Here is a 23,368-nt window from a genome sequence, read left to right on the forward strand (position 1 = left end):
GACAGCCCACCGGACCCCTCGGTCGTCACCTCGTTCAGTCCACCTCACTGACGGTCGTGTCGAGCCCGACATCGGGGTGGAATACGTCCTCCACCGAACACTCGAAGAAGTGGGCGAGTTTGAACACCAGCTCCGCCGATGGGTCGTACCGGTCCCCCTCGATCGCGTTTATCGTCTGGCGGGTCACTTCCAACTGCGCTGCGAGGGCCCGCTGACTGAGTCCGTATTGCTCGCGCAACTGCTTGAGTGAGTTCTTCACGATACTCACCTCCGGGACCCGATAGCGACGGTAAACGCGCCATAGGTCAGGTACAGTACTGCCACGAACACGCCGATCGCGGAGCTCCACGGCTGCCATTCGAACATGTCGAGCCCCCAGGCGACGGTCAGAGCCGGAAAAACCACCGCCGACGCTACGCCGAAGACGGTCAGCGTCCGGCTGGCTGCCTCCTTCGAGACCGTCTCGTCACGCTCGTCGAACACGGGCGAATCCGTCTGCAACAGCGCGGCAGCAACCACGACGAGCGAAAGCACGTACGCTGCCACGCCGACAAGGGGACGGCTGACGATCGTGAGGCCAGCAAGTGCGAGACTCCCGAGCACGACGGCGAACCCGATCAGTCGACGGACGACGACTGGACTCAGTAGCGGATACGTCATGCCGGGCGCGTGCGGAGCCACTGCCCCAACGCCACGGTCCCGTAGAGCGCGTACAGGCCAGCCACACTGAAGGCGATACCGGCGGCCACGGGTGTCCAGCGGAAGTACCCCAGGCCTGCCGCGAGGACGAGTCCCGGGAACACGGCCCCCGAAGCGATGCCGACCACGGCAAGGGTCACGTCGGCTGCCCCAATACGGTCCGCTTGCTCGGAGCGATCGGAGCCCTGTCCGGTGATGACGAACCCGAGTCCAGCCGTGCCGATCAGCAGGACGTAACCACCGACGGCGACGAGGGGGCGACTCTGCGAGAGAAGCGCCAATAGGAGCGCCGCAAGGCCGGATAACAGCCCACTGGCGAGCGGTACGATCGAGCCACGGGAATCCGATTCGGTCGGTGTCATGGTCAGTGTGTCAAACGAGTTTGTCGTCAAACGCTCTTTACAGTCAAACGTCTTTTACACAGTCAAATAAGTTTTACGTCCGGCAACCTCGCGGCCGTGAGCGTCTGACGGCAAGACGGGTCGGGTCACGATGCCCGGAACTGAGTGAGAGTCCCGCAGTGGTAACCTCCTCCTCGCGGTAAACGGCGAGGCTTCCCACGGCACCGCACCGCCGTTACCCCTTATCCCCGACATGGGGACTCGGAGCTATCCGTACCCGAGACGCCACAGCGGTTCGAGCGTGTGTCTCGAACGTTCTGGGCCTCGGAGTCCCGATATTGTGCATTTGAGTCGGCGGTGTGGCCGCCTCGGTGCATGTCATGCTACGACACACTGCCAGTTGACGTACTGTTGCTGAACGTGGGTTGTGGGGGCGTTGTCGGATTCACGCCCGCCGTGAACGGCGGGATCCTCTCCTCGAACAAAGATAGAACCACAAGGCCGAAGCTCCACGATTTAGCCATGGGGGATGGCAACGTTCCGAGTGTTTGGGCCGACTACGGTCGGCCTCGGAACCGACTGCGAGACCCCGGCAACGTCCGGGGTTCGGTTCGACGGGCGGCGATCAGGCCTCGCTCGTGGTGGGCCCCGGATCCGTCTCGCCGACACTCTCCCCCTGCGTGGCGTCGCCACCGGACTGGTCGGCGTCATCCGAGGAGCCGCTGAGGTCCGTCCCGCGCCACGTTCCGAGTTCGAACCAACTGGCCGCGACGGTGGCCGCGATGATGCCGGAGACCGCGAACGCGAACCAGATTCCGGTCGGGGTGCGAGTCCCGAGGAACCAGACATCGACCGGGATGAGATCCTGGGAGGCGATATAGGCGATGGGCAGGCGGATGAAGCCGAACAGCAGGACCGCGATGGCGGCAGCGGTCAGCGTCTTGCCAGCGCCGCGGAACCCCCCACTGTACGCTCGCAACACGCCGACGAAGCCGAACGTGGGCGCGATCCACCGGAGGAAAGTCGCCCCCTCTGCGACGACGGCCGGCGAGTCATCGAACAGGCGGATGATGTCGGGAGCGAAGATGAACGTCAGGACGCCCAGTGTCGAGAGGATGAGAAACGACGTCTTGGCGGCGAACCGGTTGGTGGCGACGACCCGGTCCTGCCGGCCAGCGCCGATGTTCTGCCCTGTCATCGTCTCGACGCCGCGGTCGATCGCGATGGCGGGCATGAAGATCATCGAGAACACGCGGATCCCGACGCCGAACGCGGCGACGACTGGCGTCGCGAACAACGTGACGATGACCAACACGGCATTGACGGAGATCGCGCGACCGGTGTTCTCGATGGAGGCCGGCACCCCAAGTCGGAGGATCTTCCGGACGTACTCGGCATCGGGGATCATCTCCTGTGGGTTGATTCGGATGCCGTGCGAGCCGCGTAGCATGAGCCAGAGCCCGACGATCATCGCCGACCCGCGCGACAGGACGGTGGCGATCGCCGCCCCCTCGACGCCCAGTTCGGGGATCGGTCCCACGCCGAAGATGAGCAGCGGATCGATAGCGATGTTGAGGACCACCGTCCCAAGCATGACGAACATCGGCGTGATGGTGTCGCCGGCCCCTCGCATGAGCGCGATGAACACGGTGAATCCGAACAGGAACGGAAGCCCGAGACTGATGACTTCCATGTAGTCGGTGGCCGGCCCCAGAACGGCCGGCTCAGCGCCGAAGACCTGCAGTAAATCGGCGACGAACACGAACCCGAACATTCCGAACCCCATCCCAGCCAAGAGCGTCAGACTGACCGTCTGCGAAGCGGCGTACTCGGCGGCCGCCGCATCGTCGGCGCCGGTGTGCTGTGCCACGAGAACGCTGCCAGCGACCGTTAGCCCCAGCCCAAGCGAAATGAACAGATAGACCAGCGGGAACCCGAGGCTGATCGCCGCTAATGCCTCCGTGCTGTATCGTCCGAGCCAGAACGTATCGGCCAGATTGTAACTGACCTGCAGCAGATTGGTGATGACGATCGGCAGCGAGAGGAAGAACAACGACTTCGGAATCGACCCGTCAGTCAGGTCCAGTTCCGATTGTCCCTTGAACAGTCCACTGAGACGATTTCTGAGACTCAAATATCCATCTCACCACATACTGCGCCGGCGCCACACAGCAAGCTCGTATCGACGCTGTTGACGTAGAATCGATTCACAGCTCTCAGTCGTGACACCGTTAGGCCCTGTCGTACTTGACCTCTTCTTTATCAACACGTCTCCATCCGGAATCGACCTCCGCCCACTCCTGAAGCGGTGGGCGGTCGCCTCGCAGTTGCTACTCGACCACTCACACCGCAGGGGTCGGCGCTGGACAGTCTAGCCATATTATGGGTGGCGGTTCCGCGTGAAGGTCACCCTCCGTCCGAAACGAGCCCGAGCCGGACCCGCTCGTACCGATGGAGCCCGTACCCGAGCAGCGTCCCGGTCAGCACCAGCGTCAGCGCGACAAGCGCGAGGTTGTCGGTCCCGCGCTGGGCCAGTCTGACTGTCACGAACAGCCCGAGCGCGATGAGCCAGCAGACGAGGGTCGTCCGGAGGGCAGCCCCGATGCCGGCCAGCGAGAACGCACAGATGAGTAGCGACGCGCCCTCCAACGCCGCGAACAGCACGAGCGGCGGGTTCGCCGGGAGGATGGGCAGGGCGACTAGGTGGAGGACCACCACGGACACCGGGCCGAACAACGGGACCCGCGTCGCGCGGCCGGCGGTCGCCGTCCCGGCGCTCATCGGTCGCCACCCCCGGGCGCCGCGTTGGGATTCTCGGCCGTGCCGGTTCCATTCGCGCCGGCGCCACCGGTGTCGACGGTCTCCTTACTACCGGCCTCCCGCGGCCCCTCGCGCTGCCGCCGACGCTGGGCCAGCAGCGCCCCGATGCGGTCGCCCGGGGCCACCTCGAACGCCTCGACCCGGTCTAGCGCCGCGAGGTCGCGTCGGAACGCCTCGAAGTCGAGATACCGGTCGTACGCGGCGTCGAGGTCGGTCATCGCGTCCGGGTCGAACAGCACCCGCGGCGCGAGGAAGACGACGACGTGGTCGTCACCCCGGCGGGCTATCTTCACCGTCTCCCGGAGTTCCGCGCGGTTGCCGTCGTCGGTGAGGATGATCGTCCAGGTCGAGCCCCGGAGGCGCGTCAGCCGGCTCCGTGCGGTCGCGAACAGCGGGTCCGCCTCGACGCGGTCAACGTACGGGTCGGCCGCCTCGAGGAACGGCCGGAGCGTCGTCGCGAACGGCGACTCGTCGTCGGCGAGTGCCGTCGTATCACGGCGGGCCGAGGCCGGCGTCCGGGCCCCGCGACCGTACTCTGGGGGCCGGAGCGTCCCGGACCGGGATGCTTTGCTGCCATCCGCGCTTCCGTGCGGCGCGGTCGGCGTCAGGTTGGTGAGTGCCTCGCGGATGGTCGCGTACGTCTCCAGGTCGGCACTCGGCGGCTCGGCGACGGTCACGCCTGCGTCCCCGACGGCGTAGCAGCCCAGCGGGTCGTCCAGCTCGCGGGCGCTCTCCAGATACGCGATGGCGACCTCCCGGAGATAGTTGAGGGCCCGCTGCCCGTCGCGGCCGCGCCCGGTCGCCGCCCGGTGGTCGGGCAGGAGCACCGTCGTCCGGTCGGCTTCGGCTTCGAATTCGCGGATGTGGGGTTCGTTCAGCCGGGCGGTCGCCTTCCAGTCGATACGCTTGGCCTCGTCGCCGGCGACGTACTGTCTGATCTCGACGAGCTCGAGTCCGGAACCGATTCGGCCGGCGTCGTGCTCGCCGTAGGCGGCCGCAACCGAGTCGCCGCCGGCGCCGACGTGGACGTTGCGCGGCGCGCGGCTCAACCGTGAGCCTTGGTGTCGGGCCGCGTGCGACCGTCTCGTGGAAGAGGCCGCGGCCGTCGGTGAGGTGGAGTTCCGCCTGCGGGACCGTGTGACCACCAGCGACCGGGACGGTGACGCCGAAGACGGTGGTTGCCTCGGTCATGCCGCGGGCGAGCGTGGTCGTCGTCGAGCCCTCGTCGGTCGCGACGCCGGCCACTGGGCGACGGCCGTCGGCGTGAATGTCGAGCGGGCTGCCGTCGGGGGCGGACAGCGAGAGAGTGATCGTCGCCGGGTCGTCGGTCGCGACGCGAGCGGGCGTGAGCGACTGGTCGACGGTCAGGCGCTCGTCGAGCGCGGCCGCCCGGCGGGCGAACAGGAACTGGTGGGCGAGGAGCCACGCGCCGACGACGGCGGCCCCGAACAGGAGGACCGGCCGCTCGAAGCCCACGGCGAGGGCGGCCAGCACGACGGCGGTCGCAGCGACCGCCCGGGCACGGCGCGTGGCGTGCATACCGCGGTGCAGGTGGGTGGTATGGTTGAAAGCTTCCCTCCGCGATGCGAGGCGGAGCCTCTTTGATGCCCTGGGGCCTCGGTCGGGACGAGTGTGACACGTCGCGCCGCAATGGTCGTGATGGCGCTCCTGCTGGTCACGATGAGTGTGCCGTCCACGGCCGGTGCCGGAACGACGACGGCCGCCGGGGTTGGGACCGATACTACTGACGGTGTTGTTCTGGATAGAGCGGGATCGGCCGTGTCGGCCCAGCAGGCGAACAACACGACCGTCCGGCACGAGGACCCAGACGAGACGAATCAAGATGGGGACCTCTCCAGGGTCAGTGGGGTCCTTGCCGGGCAGCTGGGCGAGATCTCCGTCGACTGTTCCGAGGGTATTCGTGTCGGGAACTACGACGCCTGTGAAGAGTTGGATGCGGATGGGGAGTACGGTGACGCGCTGTCGAAGTACGTTGACGTGACCGGGCGAGATGGGGACGACGAGGACTCGGAGACCGCCGAGTCGTACCGTGACCTGCAGGAAGAACAGCAGGAGTTCGCCAACGAGACACGGGAGTTCCGGCAGACGTATCAGGAGTATCAGGAGGCGAGACGGAACGGCAACACCAGCCGCGCACGGCAACTGGCGCGGGAACTGCTCGAACTGCGTGGGGACATCCAGCGCACGGGGACGAACGTCTCGCGGTCGGCGACCGAGGTCAGCAACCGGTCTGGTGTTTCACTTGAATCCGTCGAGCAGAACACCCGGCTGGCGACCCGGAACGTCTCGAACACGACCAAAACGGTGGTGACAACCGTGTTCCTCCCGACGGCGATGACGGCGACTCGGGAGGGTACGGGCAACATCTCCGCCCGGGACCCGCTGGTTGTCTCGGGCACGGTACAGACGTCCAACGGGAGTCGTGTACCCAACGGAAGCGTCGTGCTTGCGACGGGGCCCGGACGGGATGCCCCCGTCGTATCGCGGACGCGGGCGGCAGTGAACGCCTCCGGCGAGTACCGGCTGTCGTACCAGCCGACGACCGTGCGGACAGGCAACCGGACGCTGTCGGTCCGGTACGTGCCGCCCGCGGCCTCGGTCTACCGGGCCGCGAACGTGTCGGTTCAGGCGACGGTGGAGCCTGTGGTGGCGACCGTCGCGCTTCAGGACGTGACAGGGACTGTGCGGTACGGTGATACGGTCGGTGGGATTGCGACGCTCGAACTCGCTGCTGACGGCGTGAACACCTCACTGCCTGGGGTGCCGTTGACAACCTCGCTCGGCGGGCGGGAACTGGTGACGAGTCGTACTGGCCCGGATGGACGCGTTACGCTCCGAGGGCCGCTACCCGTGCGAGTCGCGCCCGGCACGCAGCCACTCCGCGTGCGTGGTCCGTCGGCCGGCCGTGCGGTGGTCGTCGAACCAACTCGGCAGGAGGTGCGCGTCCAGTCGTCGGCGACCCAGCTCGATGCGCGGGCGGTGCAGACAGCGACGGGCGAGCGGCGCGTCCGTGTCGTTGGGCGGTTGCTGGCCCAGGGCGAGGGCATCCCCGAACAGGAGGTCGCGGTTCGGATCGGTGGCCAGCAAGTCAGGACGCTCCGGACGAACGCGAGTGGATACTACCCCGGGACGGTGACGGTTCCGAACGCGTCGTCCCCGGCGGCCGGCCAGGCGTCGCTCAGCGTGGTCGTGGCGTACGACGGCACAGGGACGAACTTAGAGAGTGCTCGGACACGACAGGCGGTGTCGGTTCGGAGCGGTGTCGCGGCTGAGTCAGGTGTGGGCGATCGTATCGTCGCCTTCGTCGGGTCGAATCCGGTTGCAGTCGGGGGGGGACTGTCGTCGGTTTCGGGCTGCTGGTCGCCGGTGGCTTCGTGATCATGCGTCGACGGCGGACGAGTGAGGGGACGGTAGCCAGCGGTGACGATTCCGAGCAGCCGACCGGGGCAACACCCGTATCCGGTGACACCAGTGAGGAGTCGGACCGGAGTCCTGATATCACGGCGGTCCGGGACGCGCTGTCTGCGGGGGCGTACAGTAGGGCCGTCCTCTCCGGGTACGCGGCACTCCGGCAGGGACTGGCAGTGGCGGAGGGGCCGGCGACACATTGGGAGTTCTACCGGATGGCCGCCGACAGCGGGCTCTCGGAGGCCCAACTCGACGCGCTCCGCGAGGTGACCGAGGCGTTCGAGCGCGTGAGTTTCGCGGGTGAGGCGCCCGACGAGGAGACGGCTGCGACCGTGCTGGAGCGCGTTCGCGCGGCGCTCGATGAGGGAGACTCGGGCGTTGAGGCGGCCGGGGCCGACGACTGATCGTCGTGCGATGGCGTACGATCACGATTCGACCACCCGGAATCGTAAGTTTCGATGCCGACAGTAGGGGCGGAGATCTATGTCATTCGCCGAGGAACCGTCGGAAATCCCGAGCGGGAGATCGAAAGCCCGCCTCGTCGATCCACCGCTTCAGATACGTATCCGCTGTATCGGCCGCGATCCGGTCGTTTTCGACGAACCGAACCAACAGACCGATTGATCCGGTTAGCCCGATCCCACGCTGGTCGGCAACCGTCCGTGCATCTCCATCATCGGTCACGACCGTCCCCTCGGCCTCCGCTGCGACGGCCAACGCCTGCGCCTCCCCCGGGTCCAGGGTCTCCAGAAGTGTCTCTTCCAGCTTCTGTGCTGGCGGTGACGGGGTGACCACGGGGATTCCGTCTTCGAGTGCGCTCAGAGCCCGCTCGAGATACTGATGAGTCTCGATTCCGTCGTTGAGTTCAGTAGATACAGCGTCAACCGTCACGACCCGGGGTAACCCCAGCAACAACTCGACGTGGTTGACGTGAGCGAAGTTCGAAAGAACAGTCGTGTTCAGAACGGTCGCCTTTCTCGGCACCTCTGTCATTCGAGATCCCGGGCGGCCTCGATCTCGTCTCGTACAGCCGCCACGTCCTCAGGTCCGAGCCGTAGTTCGACGCCCTCTTCCCGCAGGATGTCTCGCATCTCGAACCGATTGACAGCAGCGAGCCGCGCGGCGGTCCCCAGCGTGATATCCTCGGTCTCGTACAGCGAGACCGCAGCCGCTATTCGGGCGTTCTGGTTCTCCTCGAAGTATTCACGGAGGACGTGTCGGATGGCGTCGCTCTTGTTCTCGAAGATACCTGCTTTGACGGCCCCCTCCATGAGATCGGTGAGGTCATCCGGGATGGTCGCGGTGGTTCGGGACATGCCTCGTCTCAAGAGAGGCCTTCATGCAGTATATGAATTATGCCGGAGAAGGTAGGGTTTCAGAACACCGGGGTACTACTGCCGGTCCTGGTCTCCGGCAGCGTTCAGGGCGCTGCTCAGGGCGAAGAGTTTCTTGACGACATCGCTGGAGGCTAGCCGGTATCGGCGTGGCGTCGTGTTCGGCACCTCCTCAATGATGTCGACCTCGAGAAGCAGGTCGGTGTATGTACCGACCGTCTGCCGGGTCACACCAGCGTGATCGGCAAGTTCGCTCTTGTTGAACTCCCGGCCAGGGGGAAGATCGAGAATCGCGTCGATGAGGATGGGCACCCTCTCGTGTTGCATCAGGTGGAGGATGCCGCTCGGGTGTTTGAGCCGGGCTTGCTTGGTGTCCCGGTCCGCTGCGGGGTGCGTCGGGGGCGAGTCGCTCATGCACCTCCCGTGAACCCCGATGACAATAGTAATCCTCACAGGTGGTAACGCTAGTGAACACAAATCTACGAATCCTGCTGGTTCGGACCAGGGGACGCGAACACTCGCGCGTCGTGTTGGAGGCCTTCAGAGCCAGTCTTCGCCGACGTATTCGAGCCCATCCAGCTCCTCCTGTGGGTAGGTCGTGGTGACAGCGTGGACGACGTCGGCAACCTGTTTGATGGAGAGCGTCTCGTCGCCGACGGAGCGTACTGCCCGGTAGTCGTCCTCGTCGATTTTCAGCACGAAATCGTCGTCGTACGTGACGATTACTCGGTCGGTATCGAGGGAGTACTCGGCGATCGGGCGGTCGGATGTCCCCTTCCCGAGTTCGGGCACGAAATCGACGTGTTCGACATCGTGGCCGTAGTTCTCGAGGCGGTGGAACACCTCGTGTTCCACGTTCTCGTCCAGAATGAGCCGGTATGCCATCCTCAATTATCAGGTGGCGTCAGGGACGATCGGTCCTTGGCCTCGGCAACGGCACGCTCGTGACGTTCCTCGACCTCGCGCATCTCCGCAGGGTTGTTGTGGTAGTACGCCAGCGCCTCGTAGATGTCGGCGATGTCGAGGTTGTACCGTTCGGCTACCCGCTCCGGTGCGAGTCCTCGCTGCTCAACTCGAGCATGGACATCCCTGACGGTGACTCGACTTCCCTGGATGTGGGGCTCCTCGTGAATTTCCGACTCCGTGCCGGGAACGATTCGAGAAGGCTTCGTAGTCATTGCGTCGACTCAGGTGCTCACACGAGTTGAATCCATTTTTATGGTTCGCTCCGGGTCCTGACGGAACAGAACCCCGCCCGGCGTCAATATATCTCCGAGCACGCCGGGATGCGTGCGAGGTGAACGATTCAGACGAGGCGGGGGAGGACTTACGTGCCGCGATGCCACATCTCCGGGTATGGCAGTCGCGAAGTCGAAAATCGTCACCGCCGATGAGTCCGAGATTCACGACGAGCCTCACATCGAGGGGAGTCGGGTGACGGTCCAGCACATCCACGCCCGGGTCGAGGGGCGAGGGCTGCGCCCGGAGACGGTCGCGGAACGGCTGAATCTCGACGTGGCGGACGTGTACGAGGCGCTGGCCTACTACCACCGCCACCCCGAGGAGATGCGGGAGATCGAGGAGCGGCGCCAGCGGGTCGCTTCGGAGATGGAGACGCTCGAAAAGCCCGAATGAGGTTCCTCCTCGACGAGAATCTGGAACACGAGGTGTACCACCGGCTGGAGAACTACGGGCACGAGGTACTCCACGTCGAGGTGAGTGGAAGTCTGAACAAGGGCGATTCAGATCGGAAACTGGCCGAGCGTTCTCGCGAGGAGGGGTGGGTTATCGTCACCTACGACGACGATTTCTGGACAGACTTCTCAGAGTCCGCGTATGGGGCGCTCCTGTACTTCCCGGACCAGAGTTTGTCGGCGAAGCAACTGGCCGCTATCCTTCACGAGATATCGACGTACTACGATCAGGAACAACTGGTCGGGGTTGACTTCCTCCCGCGGCTGAAGCCGTGGGATTCCTCCGTGGGTGATTCGGCTATGCCGAGACCCCGGAGGCAAAGTTCCCCTCGCGGGTACTCCGGTTTGCGGGCTCCTCTTTGCTCGAATGATCACGGTGTTGCCACCGGTGATCGTCCCACTCGAGGCGTAGCACATCAGCGTGTCCGTTCTCAGGCCTGTTCTGGCCGGAGACCGCGGGCCGAGCCATCGGCCCTGCTAGCGCAACATCATCACTAACCACGTCCTGCAGGAAGTTCTCGCTCCCCACCACGTCGCTGTGCCCCTCGAAACCGCACTCACCGCACTGAAACACGTCGCCGCTCCGCCCCACGTGTTTTTCCTCGCCGCACCGCGGACAGCGACTTGACGTGCCCGCTTCGGACTCCTCGTGGACGCGAATCCCGCATTCCTCTTCGAGGACTTTGCGCATCCGGCGCCGGAATCGGCCGTGCGCCCAGAACAAGTCCGTCTTCTCGTTCACGGCTGCACTCCAATGTTTCTCCCGCACGTCGTCGAGCTTGCCGACGTACACCTCGCCCACGTTCCACTCACCGAAGAGACGGGCGAGGTAGCGGACGAGGGCGTCTTGGGCGTGGTCGCGGTGCGCCTTCCGTTTACTGTACAGGCGTTCGATTAGCTGACTCGTGTACTCGTCGTCGGGGAGTTGGGACTGCAGTTCCGCGATGCGCTCGGTGTACTCGTGGAAGCGGTCGAAGAGTGGACGGGCGTGGAAGACGGCTTGGTGGCCAGCGGTCGTCGTGACGGCGACGAAGTTGTTGGCACCGACATCCACGGTGGCCACGCACTCCTCGTCGCTGGAGTCTGTGGCCCGTGTTGTGTCGTGCAGGAATGTGACTGGTTGACGTGTCGTGAATGATTCGGTGGTTCTCTCGTACACAAGTTCTAACCGACCGCCCTTGCCGTCCCATTTCGGGTTGCCTCGGATTGGGACGCGGAGTCGCTGGTTGAGAGGAATGCCGTACTTCTCTTTCAGTTCGCTGCCCAGTGCGAGTTCGATCCGACTGCGTTCGCCCCATTCAACGGTGTAGGCGTCGTTGCGGATGCATGGCTTGAGGACGCGGTCATCGTCTTCCTTCCAGCAGTCGGGGAGACCGGGTTTCTCCGTGCGGTCGTGTTCCGGGTCGTGGTAGTTGTCGAGTTGGGTGTAGAACGCGTTCCATTGCTCGTCGCACTTGTCGAGCATCTTGTCGGTGATAGCTCGACCGATCGAACGCCTGAAATCGCACGCCGACACGGCGCCATCGTCGTCGAGCCGGACGAGCCCGGCTACGGCTACGCATACCGATATGCCTTCGAGCGTGTCCGCGGGGAGTACGTCGTCATCGGCGACGCGGATACGACCTATGACTTCGAGCAGATTCCACGTCTGCTGGAACCGGTCCGGAGCGGTGACGCCGACATCTGCATGGGGAGCCGCCTCGACGGAGAGATCAAGTCCGGCGCGATGCCCCCACTACACCAGTATATCGGGAACCCGCTTCTGACGAAGTTCCTCAATACGTTCTACGGTGCTGGCGTGTCCGACGCGCATAGCGGGTTCAGGGTATTCAGCCGGGACGCCCTGGAGACGTTGGAGGTGGACTCCGATGGCATGGAGTTCGCCAGTGAGCTGATCATGGACGCCGGGGCCCGCGGGCTCGTGATCGAGGAGCGACCGATCGTCTATCACGAGCGGGAGGGTGAGGCGACACTCGATAGCTTCCGCGATGGGTGGCGGCATGTCCGGTTCATGCTGGTGAACGCACCGGGATACCTGTTCTCGCTGCCTGGCCTGGCGATGATGGGGCTCGGTGGACTGCTCATGACGCTCTGTCTGGCTGGCGTGAGTTTGGGGGCGACCTCGTTCGGGCTGCATACGATGGTCGGCGGGAGTTTACTTACCCTCACCGGCGCTCAGATAGCTGCGTTCGCCGTGTTTGCGACCGTGACGAGTGACCCGATTCAGGCTCCGTCCGATCCAGTGACGGACTGGATCGTTGGCCGAGTGCAACTGGAGCATGGAGCAACTGCCGGGCTATTGGTGTTCGGTGTAGGGGCTGCCTACGTGGTGCTGATGGGTGTCCGCTGGGTTGCGAGTGGATTTACGATGCTTCCCGTACTCATGATCAATATAGCGGCGATGACTGCTGTTGTACTTGGTGTTCAACTGGTGTTCTCGTCGTTCTTCCTGAGCTCCGTTGCGGAGTGAGGCGGAACTCTGAGAATTCATCCGCATAGTAGCGATTACCGGGATCTGATACATTTGGGCTTATTTGATCAGACCTCTACTGCTCTCTGGAGGGCTCTTGTACATGGATTTGGATACTCAGCAGGAATCTCTGCAGGGGCATGTGAACAGTCATCCTTCTTTGGATACGGGTAGCAGCACGCTGTCGACCTGGTTGCATCCGGTAACACGATTTCGTGACCAGTTACCGCTAATCGCGTATATTTTGATATATGGAAATTGATTATAGTCGGATTATATGGAGTTTTAATTCACTAGGTATATACCAGCAATAAATCAGACAGCGCATATCATAACAGCCCGATCATCCTACCAAGCGACCAGCAACCCGAAAATTGATTCCTGAATAAGGTAGTAGAACATGTAATGAACGTCTCTACTGGTGTTGTTCTCGCAGGTGGAGAGGGACGGCGGCTCAGGCCCCTCACCACCAACCGGCCGAAGCCACTTCTCCCGGCAGGGAACCGGCCAATCCTTGAACACGTCCTCGATACGCTTCTCGAAATCAATATTCAGCGAATCATCATTGTCGTCGGATACCGGCGGAAGCGCATTCAACAACACTTCGGCCCGAGTTACCGCGACACCCCGATCGAATATGTTACGCAGGAGTCTGAACTCGGGAGTGGACATGCCCTCCTCCAAGCACGTAATCACGTTAGCGGGCCGTTCGTTGTGTTGAACGGAGACCGGATCATCGGTCAGGAGATTCTCGCCGATGTAACTAATACATTCACCGAAAGGGGCGTCCCCACGATAGCCGCGATGGAACACCCGGAGGCACATACTTTCGGAGCAGTGACACTCGACAACGGGAGGGTGACTGACCTCGTTGAGAAACCACAAAGTGGCCAGTATCAGCTGATCAATGCCGGCGTATACGGCCTCACGCTGGATATCTTCGACACGCTCGCTGAGACCCCGATGCACGAGGGCGAACTCGCGCTTCCCACAACCATCGGGCACCGTATCGAACGGGGCGATCCAGTGTACGGCATCCAGAGGGATGCCCTGTGGACGGACGCAACCTTCCCTTAGGACCTGATCGACCTCACTCGCAGTGTCCTCGAAACGGCCCGGGTCGACGTACCGGAAATCGACAGCGGACTCTATGTCGCCCCGTCGGCGATCGTCCACGAGGATGCTGTCCTCCAACCACCGACCCTCGTCGGACCGAACTGCGAGGTCGGCCCGAAAGCCGTCATCGGCCTGAAGACATCCCTCGGACGGAACGTGACGGTCGGCTCGAACACGACCGTCCAACGCTCCATCATCGACGCGGACACGCGAATTGGCGCTGGCTCGACACTCATTGAATGCGTTACAGGCGAGGATGTCAGCCTCGGACCGAATACGACCGTCCCAGGGGGTCCCGCCGAGGTGACGTTCGAGGGGCATGTGTATCAAAATCGGGACCTCGGGGCGGTCTTCGCTGACCGTGTCACCGCCCATGGTGGCACCACGGCGGAGCCGGGGACATTGGTCGGCCCGAACGTCACAATCGACAGTGGCGTCCAGATCAGCGGGTGCGTTCCCAGTGGTACCAGAAGAACAAGATAGGGAGTCGTTCCGACTCGAAACGCCCGATGTACTCAGACAGTACTGCCTTCTGGAAGAGTATAGAACCTCAAAGGCGAGAACCACCATACGAACGACTGTTCAACAATCACCTCAGCGGCGATATTGATGTCCCACAGCAATCGGTGAAGTCCTGTCGGAACCCGCTGTATCGATTCGCGAAGGCCATTCTTCTGCCTGCTCGGCGGCCACGTACATCCCCTGATCAAACCTCCGCTGCCCGTTCTCGACCGCGTTGCACGTCGTCGCCTCGTCCGCGCGCTCCTATAGGCACGCGATCTCTTCACACGGCTACAACCGTCGAGGTGACTCAACTCTCCTCCGTACAATCGTGATCACTGATTCGTTCGGGAAGGCCCACCGCTCCGCAACGCGGACAGGTGATCAGTGGGGGCTTCCCGCTCGGCGACAGTTCCGCCAGCGCTGCGGCCACGTGTCGCCTGACATCCGCGTCGCGCGTGCGAGTGAGCGCTTGGACGAAGTGCATCCGCAACCGCTCTACGTTCACCACGACCACCCCTTCCGCTCGACGGGGGTCGTTACTTCACTACAGTCGGATTGGCGTCCGGTGGACCCCAACTGCAGACGGGTGACCTGTGGGCCTATGCGGGGAGACACTGTGAGGGCAGTCCGTCGGTGATTGGACGCGGCCAACATGGTCCAGATTCAGCCATCTGCCACGGATAAAATCGCGCAGTCGTCTCGAAATGGGGGGTCGCTCAGCCGAGGGCCGGCCGATAGTTGAGTGGCGGCGAAGACACGCAGACACACGACTTCGTCCACATCGACGAGGTCCGAGCGAACCTGCTGGCCGCCACGACCGACGCCGTCGGCGAAGCGTACAACATCGGCACGGGCACCGAAACCTCGGTCCTCGACCTCGCCGAAAACATCCAGGAGGCCACCGACACCAACTCGGAGATTATCCACACCAATCCACGGCCGGCCGACATCGACCACAGCGTCGCGGACATCTCGAAGGCTCGCGAGCGGCTGGGGTACGAACCACAGGTGTCGCTGCAGGAGGGTATCGCGTCGATGGCTATGGCGGTTGAGAGTTGAACGACGGCGTCCGTTCGGTTCTGTACCGTCGAAAATGCGTTTTCTCGACATCATGTACGCAGACGCCGCGCGGTTCATCCGCGACGCCCTTCGGGACGCGGTCGAACCCCCGACGCAGTTGTCCGAGGAGGCCCTCGACCATCTCGCGGAGAGCCGCGAGCAGCGAGAGCAGGGTGAGACGGTGTCGCAGGACGATGTGAAGGAACGGCTCGGTATCGATGACAGATAGCAAGCGGAAGTCCACCCATGCAGGGGATTCTGAGCGACAGCGGAGCCACGCAGTCCGCGTTGTCTAGCTCAGTCTGGAGGGTCTCTACGTTCTCCGTCGTCTCCCCGTGCAGGGTTGTTATTAGTGACAGTGCTACCTCCAGCAGACATTCTGAATGGGTGAGAATTTATTAGCGATTACGAGGTAAGCAGGCTTGATGCGGCGAACCAACACGTTCGCGGTGCGCCCCCTCTCCGAGCAAGACGAGCGGCTGCTCCGCGAGCTGTTGGACGCATCTGCCAGCCTGTGGAACGAGCTGAACTACGAGCGCCGCCAGAACTTCTTCGATGGCGATAGTGTCTGGGATACCGCCGACTACCGCAAGCGGTACATCGGTGTCCTCGGTTCCGCAACCGCCCAGCAGGTCATCCGCAAAAACAGCGAGGCGTGGCGGTCGTTCTTCGCTGCCCGCGAGGACGGCGAGGACACCGCCCCACCCGGCTACTGGGGCAACGAAGACGACGGCAGGGAGTTGCGGACGTACATCCGCAACGACCAGTACACCCTCGAAACCTGCGAGCGGAGCCGACTCGAAATCCCCGTTGGCCAAGACCTGAAGGATGAGTTCGGGCTTGGCTACCACGACCGCCTACGGTTAGAGGTCTGTGGCGCTCCGAAGTGGGATGGCGAACCGGGTCGGTTGGAACTGTATTACGACGAGGTAGACGATACGTTCAGGGCCTTTCAACCTGTCACCGTACCCGATTCTCGACAGGATTCACCAGTAGCTGATGAGTCGGCTGCCTTGGACGTAGGCGCGAACAACCTCGTCGCCTGTACGACCACGACCGGCCAGCAGTATTGCTACGAGGGCCGTGACTTGTTCGCCCGTTTCCGCGAAACTACCGAAAAGATCGCCCGCCTGCAGTCGAAACTTCGCGAGGGCCGGTACAGCAGCCGACAGATTCGGCGCCTCTACCGCAAGCGCGCACGCCGACGCGACCACGCACAGGACGCCTTGGTGCGGAACCTGCTGGAGCGTCTGTACGACGAGGGCGTGGCGAGGGTGTATGTGGGCGACCTCAGCGATGTGCTGTCGGAACACTGGTCGGCACGAGTGAACGAGAAAACCCACCAGTTCTGGGCGTATCGCTCGTTCATCGACCGCCTTGGGACGACCGCCGAGGAGTACGGCATTACGGTTGAAGTGCGGTCGGAAGCGTACACCACTGCGGAGTGTCCAGCGTGTGGTGAGCGCGACGAGACGGTACGTACCGGCGATGTATTCTGGTGTCCGTGCGGCTATGAAGGACACGCCGACCTCGGTGCCTCGCGGACCTTCCTCGAAGCCCAGGCAGGCACCCACTTCGAAGTCGGGTCGATGGCACGGCCCGTGCGCCTCACGTGGGACAATCACGAATGGCGGCCTACCACACCCGCCCCGCTACAGCGGACAAATTCCAACGAGGAGCGCACAAACCGGAGTACCGGCGACGGGAACCTTGCCTCCGTGGGGTCAGTATAGCCATCCCCAGCGGAGGAATCCCGCCTCTTCAGGGGTGGGTGGATGTCAATGAGGTCGACTGGATACCGAAAGCACTCGATCTGCTCGACGGCCTCGACAGCGAAGCCCAGGAGCGACTGGTCAAGAAACTCGACGAGGCGAAGGACTGGACCTCCCATCGACTCGAGAAGCTGACCGGCTATCCGTACTACAAGCTCCGTGCGGGCGACTATCGTGCCATCATCACCTGGGACCGAGACGACGACCGCCTCGTCGTCGAAGCCGTCGGGCATCGCCGGAATATCTACGACCGCCATCTACCACCCTGAGTGCGAGCAAGGCCCACAGCGCCACTTCGGTGCTTCCCTCTGACGTCATCCCCATCTTCCTCCAACAGGTTCGGAACGACGAGCCCATCTCCGCGGATGATATCGTCTAAGCCAACCTCCGCGCCGCCACGACCGACGCCGTCGGCGAGGCGGACAACATCGGGACGGGCACCGAAACCTCCGTCCTCGACCTCGCCGAGACTATCCAGGAGGCCACTAACACCGATTCCCAAATCGTCCACGCCAACCCGCGTCCGGCCGACATCGACCACAGCGTCGCGGATATCGCGAAAGCGCGCGAGCAACTCGGCCACGACCCACGACTCTCACTCCGCAAGGGCATCGAGTCCCTGTCCGCTATAGGTACCTGATTCAACTAGAGCGCCGGCCACGGTTGACGCCGACTCCGATCGTCGCTGAACGCGAGAGCCCTGGCCATCGAACCACGCCGATCCCGATTCAGGACGGGATCGGCGGGATCAACCACGACAACGCGAGTGCCAGCGTTCGCCGCCCGACTCGTTCGGGGGTCTGTTGCAACCGTCCGTCAACTGTCGATATCATCCGGAACGGTATCGAAACCCAACGTCTGGAAGTCGTCCGTATCGAACGTGAAGACGTGTGAGGCGTCCTTCGAATCCGCGAGCACGCTACTGAGATGGTCGACGAGCGTGATCGTCTGATCGTCGTACTGCACGAACTGGTTGCAGGCGGCTTCGAACTGGTCCTCGTCGACATCGAGAACGGTGAACAATCCTCCAGCTCGAATCGCTCCGAGCGCCGTGCTGGCTGCCTCGTGGCTAACTCGCTGCACCAGCAGACGTGTCGTTTCAGCGAGGATATATCGGGAGGTCTACACCGGACGATAGAGTAGGTCCCCCGTCCGGATGCGTTCGAAGAGTTCGATCGTCCGCTCATGAAACGCAGCATCCTCGTCGAATCGGGCGTAGAACGGCCCGGTATCGACGAAGATTGGTTACGGTTCGATACCGCTCATCGGCTCTCAGGACTCCTCATCAGGCACAGAATCCCCACGAGAGGAGTCTTGTGTAAGGTATTCATCGACGTTCTGGGAGACATCGGATTGGCCACTCGAGAACGACGGCGCGGAAAAGAACGGATCATCCGAGTCAACTACGATCTCGTGGCCCTCTGTAGTAGCACGAACGACTGCTTTATCGAGGGCTTCGAGCGCATCTTCACGAGTGGATGACCGGGCAGTGACCTTTCGGGTTTCGTCACGCGCAAGCCACTGGCCCTCATCATCATCGTAGAGCAGCGTGATTCGTTTCGCCGTCGGACGATCGCTATTCGTGCTCATGAGTGATTGTCCCGCATATCGTGCCGCCATGTCGATCTGTGGCTGGCACACTCGCGTTTCGTATCCTATGCTTCCCCGTGCTCACTCTTTAATCATTTGCGCAACCCGAAATCGGCCTCACTGGAGGGTACCCGAGACATTCATCGAGGTTGCCTGGTGCCACGGAGCCGCTCGCCAGGTCCGTCAGAGGCCGACTAGGCCTGAAACAACAAGCAATTACCGGCGCCGGCGACGGGTCGCAAACACACGACCTGGTCGACATCAACGATGTCGTTCAGGCCGACCTCCGAGGTGATCATCCGAAGAGCCGCCGCAGGAGCGAATTCGAGTCCTCGGAGACGGAATCTGACTCCTCCCCCATCTGGTCGACAGTTGGCTCCGAAACCGCAGGCTCACCATCTCCCATCTCTGCTTCCAGCATCTGGATCCGTTCCTCTTTCAGCCCGAGCAGCGCCTCCAGTTCCTGCACTCGCTGTTCCAGTAACCGAATCCGTTCCGCATCGTAGGCTCGCTGCCCACGCTGTTGGGGCTGACGAAATGACGGTCGCGAACCAGCAGACGCAGCTCCGTCCCCACTCGCCGGTTCGTAGAACTCGTCCGTCACATCCACAGCCCGCGCGACGGTGACCTCACCATACGTCGAGCCGTCGCCGTAGTGCTGTTCATCCCACTTCTCGTGCATCAGCCCCGAGTCACGGAACAGCGCGTCCATCTGCTTCGCATCGCCACCGGTCCAGAAGGCAAGCAGACAGCAGAGCGCCATATCGGCCTCCGACTGACTCGCGTAGCCAGTCGTCTGTCCCTGCCAGAGTCGCTGGAACTTCTCGCCGTTCTTCGCGGCGCCCGCCCGTCGGATGAGCTCCGAATCCGAGAGTACGGGCGTTGACGACTGACTAGAGGCTTGCTCGTTCCCGACCGACGTGGTCTCCACACCGATGTGTTCATCGTATACCTCATCGAGTTCCTCGGGCCGTTCTTTCGCCGACTTGGGCGTCCCCTCGACATGGTCGCCGGTTACGGTGAAGAAGCGCTTCTTTTCGTACATCTCGACCTTCCCACGACGGTTCCGGTCGTTTGGAAGCCGCCCCTGTAGGATGACGTGATATCCCGTTCCGCTCGGTGAGACCTCGGTGTACGAATCGAGCGCACCGACGATCTCTTTCGCGACTGGGGTCGGCCGCCCATTCTCGGCATCGCGGCAGTCGTCCAGGTCGATACCGACGAGTGGGTCGATCTCGGTGAAGACGAACCCGAGGCCGTAGTTCCACTCGGTCGCGAACTCGTACGCGATGTCGAACGAACTCCACGTCTCCGGATCCGTCGTCGAGGCCCAATTGCCATCCGCGGGATTGATCGGCACCTTCGTCGGCTTACCGTCCCGCTCTTCTTCCCGCCAGCAGAGCCACTGCTCACGGGCAGTCATGGCATCCGGTATCTCGTCTGCCGTCGGCTGGGGGTACGCACTGTCAGTCATCGGCCACCTCTTCGCCGATGGACAGACCGTTCTCGGCCATCGCCTCGGATACCGTGTCAGCCTCGGAACGTGATTCCGCAACGTACCCGTCGATGACCTGTGTCTCATACGGACTCGCCCGAACGCGGATCGGGAACCAGCCCTCCTCGTCCACTCCCAGCAACGCTTCGGAGTACCCGTCCTCGTCGTTGCCCGCCTTCGCGGTCCGGACCCACGCGACCTCCCGCTCGCTCAGCCCGAACCACTCGGCGAGTTGCTCGGCCTCCTCGTCCACCCGGTGGATGACCGTCATCGAACAGAGGTTCGCGATGGTCCGGGCTTCCGGTGTGAGCGTGAACTCACCGCCCGTCTGCGTAACGAAGTGGAGAGAGAGGTCGTAATGCCGGCTGTGTCGCACGGCCGTCTCCAGAAATCCGAGCGAGGTCGCATCCGACATGAGGTAGTGCGCCTCGTCGATGACGAACAGGACCCGCTTCTCGGTCGCCTTCGCTCGCTCGTACACCGCGTTGAACAGGACCTGCATCATCAGGCCCGTCTCCGAGCGACCACGGCTGCCCTCCTCTTGGCGCAGGTCGAGATAGACGACCTTCGAATCGAGGTCGAACGCCGTCGGCTGCGCGAGGTGTGCGAGATCGCCATCGGCCCGGAATGACGGGCGGAGATCCTTCAGGAGCGACTGGACGTCCGCACGGACGCTGTCCTGCTCACCGGCTGTCTCGTAGCCGAACGCCCGCGGGTCCTCCAACATCGTCTCCAGCACCGCGATCACGTCCGTCACGGTGGGCGACTCCCGGTCGTGCGTGCCCGGGTCGCGCGTGATATCCCGGCGTTCGTAGGCCTCCTGTACCGCCCGACGAAGCGTCTGCTTGCGCTCGCCGAGCGGATTGTTCGCGACGTGTTCGAAGAACGTCTCGAAGAAGGTCATCACCCAGGTAATCTGCTGGGCCCACGGGTCGAGATCAGGAACGCTCCGCAGGATCGACTCGGGCGTCGGCTTGAGTTCGAGCGGGTTCAGCCCCCGACGCCCGCCGACCGTGATGCGCTCGCCGCCGAGGGCCTGACTCACGCCCGCGAAGCCACCCATCGGGTCGAGCATTACGATGACAGTATCCTCGTCGTACATCGCGCGACGGACGAGCTGGAGTTTCGTCCCGAAGGACTTGCCCGCGCCGAGTTTTCCGATCGTCATCATGCAGTAGCCGGTCGAGCGGTTGAACCGGTCGAGGATGAGCGGGCTCTCGTTGAGCGCGTACGTCCCGTACTCGATACCCGGTTCGGCGAGTGCGCCCGCGACGAACGGGAACAGTGCGCCCGCCGCACCCGCGAGCATCGGCGTGGTGGTCTCCATCGACTCCGCGAGTTGGTCGACCGCGACGGGACTGCACGAGGTGAGCGTCGCGGGCTGGGCCCACCGTGGTGTCACAGGTGTCAGGTTCGCGGGCGCCCGTCGGGCGGCCTTCCGAACTGAGTCGACATCGTGTTCGACGGTCTCGTGGTCCTCACCGCGGACGGTCAGGAACATCGAGACGTCGAACGCCCGCGTGGGCGTGTTCCGGAGCACGTCGTAGAGCGCTTGGTAATCCTCCAGATCCTTCTGGACGCCACGCGCACCGGCTCGCTGCTTGTCGGTCAGATAGTCGAGGTCAGCTTGCAGGTCCTCGATGCGGTTCTCCAGCGAGTCGAGTGTTGCGTGCGTTTCCCGAGGGTCGAGGTGGATGGCGATGTCTGTCCGGCGCGTATCACTCGTCGCGTACAACCCCTCCAGGCAGCCGTCACTCGGCTCGTCCGGGTAGCCCGCGATCCAGAGCGACTGCGTCCACGTACGTCCCGTCTCGACACCGTTCGCGTGTTCGGTGACCGTCGACGGCGCGAGGATCGACTGGTGTGCATCACCAGGAGCAGGGAGGCCGGCACTCGATGTCCCGCGTCCTTCTCCGATACCCCCGCCTGTCTCTGCTCGAGCGTCTTCTGTTTCGGGAATATCTCCTGACTCATCCGGGTCGTCCCGTTCGTCGTCCGCACCTCGACGACCGAGGAGCCGTCGGATCATGGGCCCACCCCGCCGACGATGGGTGTCCGGCCGAATACCGACTCGGGGGCATCGCCGTACTCGCGCTCCTCTCCGGTCCAGAACTTCGCAACGAGCAGGGCCGCGTCCGCTGCGGGCACGCGCCGCGCGCCACAGCCATCGATCTCTCTGAGCCCCCGCTCGGTGCGAGCGAGACGATCATCGAGCGTTTCGACCATCGCGGCGTGCTGTTCGGCCTCACCGCCAGCGAGAACCGCGCGGATGAACACGCCGAGGACGGGGATTACGGAGAGGCGTTCGACCATGCTCTCGCGCTCGAAGCTGACCTCTTCAGGCGTGACCGGGACCACGACGTAATGGTCGCGGATGGTCATCCGCCTGGCTTCGAGCTCGTCGCCGTACCAGTCGATGTAGCTCTCGACGAGCGCGGTCAGCTGCGGGTTCGCCTTCACGTCCGCGTCGCCGAGTCGCTCCTCGTAGTGGCCGAGATACTCCTCGACGGGGAACGCCTGCGTGGTCGCGTAGAGTTGGATCGGGAACTCGACGACCGTATTCAGGAAGTCTTCGAACACCCCGGCCTGTGCCTGCCACTCCTCGGCCGTCGCGAGGGCCATCGACGCAGGGTCGACCTGCACCATCCCGATGAGGGCGCCGTCGGTTCGTTCGATCGTATCGGTTTCGACATCGACCCGCTCGATGAGCGTGAATCCCTTCGCCGCCTCGTGGTCGTGGTCGTGCGCGCGCATCCGGTAGCCGACGAGTGTCCCGAACCAGTCGAGACTGCCCGTGTAACTCGGCGTGAGATAGACGAAGAGTGCCCCGACCAGCACGGCAGCGCCCGCGAGTGGAAGCGCGAGCGTCTGGATAGCGATACCACCGATGACGGCGTCCGGGACGAGCAGTTGCGTCGCCAGGATGACCAGCACCCCCGGGAACAGTCCGACGGCGAGGTCGGTCAGGCTGTAGCGCCCGAACAGTTTGGTCTCGGCCTTCAGGCCGTTCGGAATCCGTTTGGTTGGGTCGTGGACTGACATCTG

Annotated in this window: 28 protein-coding genes and 1 pseudogene; 11 read left to right on the forward strand and 18 right to left on the reverse strand. The window is 63.4% G+C overall.

What is annotated here, in order from left to right:
* Nucleotides 1-34: 34 nt before the first annotated feature.
* The 6 genes from DP107_RS03065 to DP107_RS03090 all read right to left on the reverse strand — a co-directional run bounded on the left by DP107_RS03065 (nt 35) and on the right by DP107_RS03090 (nt 4,909).
* Nucleotides 35-259: a helix-turn-helix transcriptional regulator gene (locus DP107_RS03065; protein ID WP_144260641.1), complete on the reverse strand. Its 225-nt coding sequence runs from the start codon at nt 257-259 to the stop codon at nt 35-37.
* A gap of 5 nt (nt 260-264) precedes the next feature.
* Nucleotides 265-660 (reverse strand): DUF2178 domain-containing protein, encoded by a 396-nt coding sequence (locus tag DP107_RS03070; protein WP_185977145.1) that lies wholly within the window; start codon nt 658-660, stop codon nt 265-267.
* The gene (locus DP107_RS03075; protein ID WP_144260643.1) at nt 657-1,061 is read right to left on the reverse strand and encodes a hypothetical protein; all 405 of its coding nucleotides are present in this window, start codon (nt 1,059-1,061) and stop codon (nt 657-659) included. The genes DP107_RS03070 and DP107_RS03075 overlap by 4 nt, the downstream gene beginning before the upstream one ends.
* 604 nt (nt 1,062-1,665) lie before the next feature.
* Nucleotides 1,666-3,174: an MATE family efflux transporter gene (locus tag DP107_RS03080; protein ID WP_144260644.1), complete on the reverse strand. Its 1,509-nt coding sequence runs from the start codon at nt 3,172-3,174 to the stop codon at nt 1,666-1,668.
* A 272-nt stretch (nt 3,175-3,446) separates the two neighbouring features.
* Complete coding sequence (locus DP107_RS03085; RefSeq protein WP_144260645.1) at nt 3,447-3,821, reverse strand: hypothetical protein; 375 nt, start codon at nt 3,819-3,821, stop codon at nt 3,447-3,449.
* Nucleotides 3,818-4,909 (reverse strand): DUF58 domain-containing protein, encoded by a 1,092-nt coding sequence (locus DP107_RS03090; protein WP_238330750.1) that lies wholly within the window; start codon nt 4,907-4,909, stop codon nt 3,818-3,820. Before DP107_RS03090 ends, DP107_RS03085 begins: the two co-directional genes overlap by 4 nt.
* Before the next feature lie 37 nt (nt 4,910-4,946).
* On the opposite strand from DP107_RS03090, the gene DP107_RS20655 reads away from it, so the two are divergent.
* From DP107_RS20655 to DP107_RS03100, 3 genes are all read left to right on the forward strand, one after another.
* Nucleotides 4,947-5,465 (forward strand): hypothetical protein, encoded by a 519-nt coding sequence (locus tag DP107_RS20655; protein WP_238330751.1) that lies wholly within the window; start codon nt 4,947-4,949, stop codon nt 5,463-5,465.
* A 174-nt stretch (nt 5,466-5,639) separates the two neighbouring features.
* The gene (locus tag DP107_RS03095; RefSeq protein WP_144260646.1) at nt 5,640-7,259 is read left to right on the forward strand and encodes a hypothetical protein; all 1,620 of its coding nucleotides are present in this window, start codon (nt 5,640-5,642) and stop codon (nt 7,257-7,259) included.
* 2 nt (nt 7,260-7,261) lie between these two features.
* Nucleotides 7,262-7,693 carry a DUF4129 domain-containing protein gene (locus tag DP107_RS03100; RefSeq protein ID WP_144260648.1) on the forward strand — a complete coding sequence of 144 codons (432 nt, stop codon included), beginning with the start codon at nt 7,262-7,264 and terminating at the stop codon, nt 7,691-7,693.
* An 82-nt stretch (nt 7,694-7,775) separates the two neighbouring features.
* On the opposite strand, the gene DP107_RS03105 is transcribed toward DP107_RS03100, so the two are convergent.
* The 5 genes from DP107_RS03105 to DP107_RS03125 form a co-directional block, all read right to left on the reverse strand.
* Nucleotides 7,776-8,282 carry a twitching motility protein PilT gene (locus tag DP107_RS03105; RefSeq protein ID WP_144260649.1) on the reverse strand — a complete coding sequence of 169 codons (507 nt, stop codon included), beginning with the start codon at nt 8,280-8,282 and terminating at the stop codon, nt 7,776-7,778.
* A complete protein-coding gene (locus tag DP107_RS03110) occupies nt 8,279-8,605 on the reverse strand; it encodes a UPF0175 family protein (RefSeq protein ID WP_144260650.1) in 327 nt (108 codons plus the stop codon). Before DP107_RS03110 ends, DP107_RS03105 begins: the two co-directional genes overlap by 4 nt.
* 75 nt (nt 8,606-8,680) lie before the next feature.
* Nucleotides 8,681-9,037 (reverse strand): hypothetical protein, encoded by a 357-nt coding sequence (locus tag DP107_RS03115; protein WP_144260651.1) that lies wholly within the window; start codon nt 9,035-9,037, stop codon nt 8,681-8,683.
* Between the two features lie 126 nt (nt 9,038-9,163).
* Nucleotides 9,164-9,508: a DUF5615 family PIN-like protein gene (locus DP107_RS03120; protein WP_144260652.1), complete on the reverse strand. Its 345-nt coding sequence runs from the start codon at nt 9,506-9,508 to the stop codon at nt 9,164-9,166.
* Between the two features lie 2 nt (nt 9,509-9,510).
* Nucleotides 9,511-9,801: a DUF433 domain-containing protein gene (locus tag DP107_RS03125; RefSeq protein ID WP_144260653.1), complete on the reverse strand. Its 291-nt coding sequence runs from the start codon at nt 9,799-9,801 to the stop codon at nt 9,511-9,513.
* 178 nt (nt 9,802-9,979) lie between these two features.
* Here DP107_RS03125 and DP107_RS03130 point away from each other — a divergent pair, with 178 nt between their 5' ends.
* Together DP107_RS03130 and DP107_RS21350 are read left to right on the forward strand one after the other, a co-directional pair.
* Entirely contained in the window at nt 9,980-10,258 is a 279-nt protein-coding gene (locus DP107_RS03130) for a DUF433 domain-containing protein (protein ID WP_144260654.1), read from the forward strand.
* Nucleotides 10,255-10,479: pseudogene (locus DP107_RS21350) on the forward strand (DUF5615 family PIN-like protein); the annotation flags it as partial. The gene DP107_RS03130 and the pseudogene DP107_RS21350, both read left to right, overlap by 4 nt.
* A gap of 136 nt (nt 10,480-10,615) precedes the next feature.
* Here the strand turns inward: DP107_RS21350 and DP107_RS03135 are convergent.
* Nucleotides 10,616-11,782 (reverse strand): transposase, encoded by a 1,167-nt coding sequence (locus tag DP107_RS03135; protein ID WP_144260655.1) that lies wholly within the window; start codon nt 11,780-11,782, stop codon nt 10,616-10,618.
* On the opposite strand from DP107_RS03135, the gene DP107_RS03140 reads away from it, so the two are divergent.
* The 6 genes from DP107_RS03140 to DP107_RS03170 all read left to right on the forward strand — a co-directional run bounded on the left by DP107_RS03140 (nt 11,723) and on the right by DP107_RS03170 (nt 17,507).
* Entirely contained in the window at nt 11,723-12,787 is a 1,065-nt protein-coding gene (locus DP107_RS03140; RefSeq protein WP_394348516.1) for a glycosyltransferase family 2 protein, read from the forward strand. The two genes, DP107_RS03135 and DP107_RS03140, sit on opposite strands and share 60 nt — an antisense overlap.
* 405 nt (nt 12,788-13,192) lie before the next feature.
* Nucleotides 13,193-13,864 (forward strand): sugar phosphate nucleotidyltransferase, encoded by a 672-nt coding sequence (locus tag DP107_RS21210; RefSeq protein WP_338072720.1) that lies wholly within the window; start codon nt 13,193-13,195, stop codon nt 13,862-13,864.
* A gap of 1,281 nt (nt 13,865-15,145) precedes the next feature.
* Nucleotides 15,146-15,466 (forward strand): GDP-mannose 4,6-dehydratase, encoded by a 321-nt coding sequence (locus DP107_RS03155; RefSeq protein WP_144260659.1) that lies wholly within the window; start codon nt 15,146-15,148, stop codon nt 15,464-15,466.
* Between the two features lie 52 nt (nt 15,467-15,518).
* Nucleotides 15,519-15,695: a hypothetical protein gene (locus DP107_RS03160; protein WP_238330752.1), complete on the forward strand. Its 177-nt coding sequence runs from the start codon at nt 15,519-15,521 to the stop codon at nt 15,693-15,695.
* A 196-nt stretch (nt 15,696-15,891) separates the two neighbouring features.
* Nucleotides 15,892-17,199 (forward strand): RNA-guided endonuclease InsQ/TnpB family protein, encoded by a 1,308-nt coding sequence (locus DP107_RS03165; protein WP_144260661.1) that lies wholly within the window; start codon nt 15,892-15,894, stop codon nt 17,197-17,199.
* A gap of 62 nt (nt 17,200-17,261) precedes the next feature.
* Entirely contained in the window at nt 17,262-17,507 is a 246-nt protein-coding gene (locus DP107_RS03170; RefSeq protein ID WP_394348522.1) for a type II toxin-antitoxin system RelE family toxin, read from the forward strand.
* Here DP107_RS03170 and DP107_RS03175 read toward each other — a convergent pair.
* The 6 genes from DP107_RS03175 to DP107_RS03200 form a co-directional block, all read right to left on the reverse strand.
* Nucleotides 17,483-17,821 (reverse strand): hypothetical protein, encoded by a 339-nt coding sequence (locus tag DP107_RS03175; protein ID WP_144260664.1) that lies wholly within the window; start codon nt 17,819-17,821, stop codon nt 17,483-17,485. The genes DP107_RS03170 and DP107_RS03175 overlap by 25 nt on opposite strands.
* Nucleotides 17,822-18,054: 233 nt before the next feature.
* A complete protein-coding gene (locus tag DP107_RS20455; RefSeq protein ID WP_202877314.1) occupies nt 18,055-18,321 on the reverse strand; it encodes a type II toxin-antitoxin system VapC family toxin in 267 nt (88 codons plus the stop codon).
* A 189-nt stretch (nt 18,322-18,510) separates the two neighbouring features.
* On the reverse strand, nt 18,511-18,828 hold the full coding sequence (locus DP107_RS03185; RefSeq protein WP_144260665.1) for a type II toxin-antitoxin system HicB family antitoxin: 318 nt from the start codon (nt 18,826-18,828) through the stop codon (nt 18,511-18,513).
* A gap of 295 nt (nt 18,829-19,123) precedes the next feature.
* Nucleotides 19,124-20,302, reverse strand: a complete 1,179-nt coding sequence (locus DP107_RS03190) for a phage NrS-1 polymerase family protein (protein ID WP_144260666.1) — start codon at nt 20,300-20,302, stop codon at nt 19,124-19,126.
* Nucleotides 20,295-22,352, reverse strand: coding sequence for a VirB4 family type IV secretion system protein (locus DP107_RS03195; protein ID WP_238330754.1), 2,058 nt, complete (start codon nt 22,350-22,352; stop codon nt 20,295-20,297). The genes DP107_RS03190 and DP107_RS03195 overlap by 8 nt, the downstream gene beginning before the upstream one ends.
* Nucleotides 22,349-23,365: a hypothetical protein gene (locus tag DP107_RS03200; RefSeq protein ID WP_144260667.1), complete on the reverse strand. Its 1,017-nt coding sequence runs from the start codon at nt 23,363-23,365 to the stop codon at nt 22,349-22,351. Before DP107_RS03200 ends, DP107_RS03195 begins: the two co-directional genes overlap by 4 nt.
* Nucleotides 23,366-23,368 lie beyond the last annotated feature (3 nt).

This window comes from Haloglomus irregulare (assembly GCF_007421925.1).
Taxonomy (GTDB): Archaea; Halobacteriota; Halobacteria; order Halobacteriales; family Haloarculaceae; genus Haloglomus; species Haloglomus irregulare.